This is a genomic window from Mesorhizobium sp. M7A.F.Ca.ET.027.03.2.1 (assembly GCF_003999175.1).
In the GTDB taxonomy this organism is placed as follows: Bacteria; Pseudomonadota; Alphaproteobacteria; order Rhizobiales; family Rhizobiaceae; genus Mesorhizobium.
The window spans coordinates 1-4,316 of record NZ_RZOM01000500.1; the positions used below are offsets into that span (position 1 = coordinate 1).

Annotated in this window: 4 protein-coding genes and 2 pseudogenes; all 6 read left to right on the forward strand. The window is 59.8% G+C overall.

Translation table 11 applies throughout. The annotated features are described in order from the left end of the window. A pseudogene (locus EN750_RS20695) lies at nt 1–214 on the forward strand (3-deoxy-8-phosphooctulonate synthase); the annotation flags it as partial. Between the two features lie 96 nt (nt 215–310). Next, nucleotides 311–514 (forward strand): annotated as a pseudogene (locus tag EN750_RS20700) (dodecin family protein). Between the two features lie 86 nt (nt 515–600). Next, on the forward strand, nt 601–966 hold the full coding sequence (locus EN750_RS20705; RefSeq protein WP_127397501.1) for a PRC-barrel domain-containing protein: 366 nt from the start codon (nt 601–603) through the stop codon (nt 964–966). A gap of 374 nt (nt 967–1,340) precedes the next feature. Further along, the gene (gene eno / locus EN750_RS20715) at nt 1,341–2,615 is read left to right on the forward strand and encodes a phosphopyruvate hydratase (RefSeq protein WP_127397502.1); all 1,275 of its coding nucleotides are present in this window, start codon (nt 1,341–1,343) and stop codon (nt 2,613–2,615) included. A gap of 162 nt (nt 2,616–2,777) precedes the next feature. After that, nucleotides 2,778–3,101, forward strand: a complete 324-nt coding sequence (locus EN750_RS20720; protein ID WP_127270588.1) for a septum formation initiator family protein — start codon at nt 2,778–2,780, stop codon at nt 3,099–3,101. Nucleotides 3,102–3,294: 193 nt separating this feature from the next. Further along, the coding region (gene pdhA / locus EN750_RS20725; protein WP_127397503.1) for a pyruvate dehydrogenase (acetyl-transferring) E1 component subunit alpha at nt 3,295–4,316 on the forward strand (1,022 nt) is incomplete at its 3' end.

The window sequence follows — 4,316 nt, forward strand, 5'->3', positions numbered from 1 at the left end:
CGGGCAGGGCGGGTCCTCGGGCGGTGAACGTCGTTTTGTCGAGACGCTGGCGCGCGCGGCCGTCGCTGTTGGCGTTGCCGGCGTGTTCATCGAGACCCACCAGGATCCTGACAATTCGACCTCGTCGGATGGCCCGAACATGCTGCCGTTAAAGGACATGCCAGCCTTGCTCGAGCGGCTGATGGCATTCGACCGTATCGCCAAGGGCCTCTAAGGCCGGACGCATACCCTGCCGACTGCCGGCGCTTGTGGAAGGCACGAGCCGGCTATACGCTTGCCTTGCAACTGAGCGTTTTGGCAGGAGGAAGCCATGTCCGTCGCCCGCGTCACCGAAATCACATCGTCGTCGAAGAAGAGCTTTCAGGACGCCATCGAACAGGGAATTGCGCGCGCCTCGAAAACCCTGAAGAACGTCGAGGGCGCTTAGATCCAGGACCAGAAGATCGTCGTCCAAGACGGCAAGATTGTTGCTTATCGCGTCAATATGAAGGTTACCTTCATCCTCTCGGAGTGACCGGGCGTCGCCGAAAAAGTCGGGAACCTTCGCCCGCGCCCCTCATTGTCCAAGTATGGTTCTAAACCACAATGAGGAGCACAATCATGACAACCCAGACAGGTCACACCCAAGCCATCGCCGCTTCACGGGTCATCGGTACATCGGTCTACAATACCGAAGGCACGAGCATCGGAAGCATCGAGGATGTGATGCTCGACAAGATGACGAACGGCATCATGTTCGCGGTGATCGGTTTTGGCGGCTTCCTCGGCATTGGCGAAAAATATCACGCCATTCCGTGGGCAAGCCTCGACTATGATGAGGACAAGGGCGGCTATGTCGTGCCGTTTTCCAAGGAACAACTCAGAGCGGCGCCTGCCTATTCGATCAACGAATTGAGCGGGGCGGATGGCGAGGTGGCGCGCGACGAATCTTACAATTACTACAAGGTCACGCCTTACTGGCATTGACAGCAACGACAAAGCGGCCCCGTCGAGAGACGGGGCCGCTTTGTATTCTGGCTTATTCGCTGACATGTAAGGGGGCCATCGCCTTCGGCGGCGACTGCTGATTGTCGCACGACGTCAGGAATGCCGCCGCGATCAGGAACAGACTCACGATACCACTCAACTGGGACATGGCGAAACTCCTCCTGTTTCGCCCCGCGCGCTGCACCTTAACCGGAAGTCAGCCGACCGTACATGACTTATGATGACAGCGATTTGCGCTTCGTGAATCGTTCAGAGGCTGATGCCGCGGCAATAATTGCCGGCCGGCCGATTGCCTTTTGCAGCACTTTGGCTAAGACGTGCGGCATTCTTCAGATCAATCGAGGACATCGCAAATGACCGCCATCATCGACATTGTCGGGCGTGAAATCCTGGACAGCCGTGGAAATCCGACCGTCGAGGTCGATGTCATTCTCGAAGACGGCTCGATGGGCCGCGCGGCGGTGCCGTCGGGTGCTTCGACCGGCGCCCACGAGGCCGTCGAACTGCGCGACGGTGGCGCCCGCTATCTCGGCAAGGGCGTGCTCAGGGCCGTCGAAGCGGTGAACGGCGAGCTGTTCGAGGCCATCGGCGGCATGGAAGCCGAAAACCAGATCCATATCGACCAGACCATGATCGAGCTTGACGGCACGCCCAACAAGAGCCGGCTTGGCGCCAATGCCATTCTTGGCGTTTCGCTAGCGGTGGCCAAGGCGGCCGCCGATGCCGCCGGCCTGCCGCTCTACCGCTATGTCGGCGGCACCAAGGCGCATCTCCTGCCGGTACCGATGATGAACATCATCAATGGCGGCGCGCATGCCGACAACCCGATCGATTTCCAGGAATTCATGATCCTGCCGATCGGCGCGCCGACGCTGCGCGAAGGTGTCCGCTGGGGTTCGGAAATCTTCCATACGCTGCGCAAGAAACTGAAGGACGCCGGCCACAACACCAATGTCGGCGACGAGGGCGGCTTTGCCCCGAACCTGAAAAGCGCGCCTGTGGCGCTCGATTTCATCATGGAATCGATCGAGCAGGCCGGCTTCAAGCCGGGCGACGAGATCGCGCTGGGCCTCGATTGCGCCGCGACCGAGTTCTTCAAGGACGGCAACTACGTCTATGAGGGCGAGAAGAAGACGCGCGATCCCAGGGCCCAGGCCAAATACCTGGCCAAGCTTGCCGCCGACTATCCGATCATCTCGATCGAGGACGGCTTGGCCGAGGACGACTGGGAAGGCTGGAAGTACCTGACCGGCCTGATCGGCAAGAAGACGCAGCTAGTCGGCGACGACCTGTTCGTCACCAATACGGCGCGGCTGCGCGACGGCATCCGCATGGGCGTTGCCAATTCGATCCTCGTCAAGGTCAACCAGATCGGCTCGCTGACGGAAACGCTCGACGCCGTAGAGACCGCGCACAAGGCCGGCTACACTGCCGTCATGTCGCACCGCTCGGGCGAAACCGAGGATTCGACCATCGCCGATCTCGCGGTTGCCACCAATTGCGGACAGATCAAGACAGGCTCGCTGTCGCGCTCCGACCGCATGGCCAAGTACAACCAGCTGATCCGCATCGAGGAAGAACTCGGCAAGCAGGCAAGCTATGCCGGCAAGTCGGTGGTCAAGGGCTGATCCAGAAACACCGGCTCATCGATACCGGACAAAAGGGCGGGAGCATTCCCGCCCTTTTTTGTTTCGACGCCGCCCAACAGGACACCCGTAACCGTCCGTTAAGCACAATCGGGCGAAAAAGATCGTGAGCCGCCTGAGTTCGCGGCCGCGAGGATTTGGATCATGTGGACGCGTCAGCACAAGCAGAGAAACACCGGCCGACTGATCATTCCCTCGCTTTGCGTGGCGTTCCTGGCCTATTTCGGCTTCCACGCCTATCACGGCGAATTCGGCATCTATTCGAAATATCAGCTGGAAGCCCAGACGGTGGCGCTGCAAGGCCAGCTCGATGTGATCAAGGCGCGCCGCATGGAACTCGAGCGCCGCGTTCGGTTGATGCATGAAGGCACGCTCGAAAAGGACATGCTCGATGAGCAGGCACGCAAGGCGCTCAATCTGTCCCAGGCTGACGAAATCACCATTATGTTGCCGACCTCGTCGAAATAACTGATTTCAAGTTAATCATCAATATTTTCAATGATTTTAATCGCTTAGGCGCATGCCAGCTATGCAAATTCGGCATGGCGCAACGCTTTGACGCGTGTTAGCCTCCCTTAAATCGGTGGGGAAGAGCTGATCTCCCCAGAGCAGATTTCATCTGCTCTAATGTCCACAAAGAGACGCCAACAGGGAGTGATGCATGGCCACCGCCGCCAGAAAAGCGCCTGCCAAATCCAAATCCGACGGCAAATCGGGGCTTTCGGCCCCCAAGCCTGCCGAATTCACCAAGGACGAAGAGCTTGCCGCTTACCGGCACATGCTGCTCATCCGTCGTTTCGAGGAAAAGGCCGGCCAGCTTTACGGCATGGGTTTCATCGGCGGCTTCTGCCACCTCTATATCGGCCAGGAAGCGGTCGTCACCGGCATGAAGATGGCACTGATCGATGGCGATCAGATGATCACCGCCTATCGCGACCACGGCCACATGCTGGCGATGGAACTGTCGCCGCGCGGCGTCATGGCCGAGTTGACCGGGCGTCGGGGCGGCCTGTCCCGGGGCAAGGGCGGCTCCATGCACATGTTCTCCAAGGAAAAGCACTTTTACGGCGGCCACGGCATCGTCGGCGCGCAGGTGTCGCTCGGCACGGGCTTGGCCTTCGCCAACCGCTACCGCGACAACAACAATGTTTCGCTGACCTATTTCGGCGATGGCGCGGCCAACCAGGGCCAGGTCTATGAAAGCTTCAACATGGCCTCGCTGTGGAAGCTGCCGGTGATCTACATCATCGAGAACAACCGCTATGCCATGGGCACCTCGGTGTCGCGCTCTTCGGCGGAAACCAATTTTTCGCACCGTGGCGCCTCGTTCAAGATTCCCGGCATCCAGGTCGACGGCATGGATGTCCGCGCCGTCAAGGCCGCCGGCGACCAGGCGACCGAATGGTGCCGCGCCGGCAATGGGCCGATCATTCTCGAAATGCAGACCTACCGCTATCGCGGTCACTCGATGTCCGACCCGGCCAAATACCGCTCGAAGGAAGAAGTGCAGAAGATGCGCTCGGACCATGACCCGATCGAGCAGGTCAAGGCACGGCTGATGGAAAAGAAGTGGGCGACCGAGGACGAGCTCAAGACCATCGACAAGGAGGTCCGCGACATTGTCGCGGATGCCGCCGAATTTGCCCAGAACGACGCGGAGCCGGATCCGTCCGAGCTCTGGAC

What these genes read in the sequence shown, in the direction of transcription:
- EN750_RS20720 (WP_127270588.1), top strand. Translation starts at nt 2,778, where the DNA reads ATGTGGACGCGTCAGCACAAGCAGAGAAACACCGGCCGACTGATCATT.
- EN750_RS20705 (WP_127397501.1), top strand. Translation starts at nt 601, where the DNA reads ATGACAACCCAGACAGGTCACACCCAAGCCATCGCCGCTTCACGGGTC.
- eno (WP_127397502.1), top strand. Translation starts at nt 1,341, where the DNA reads ATGACCGCCATCATCGACATTGTCGGGCGTGAAATCCTGGACAGCCGT.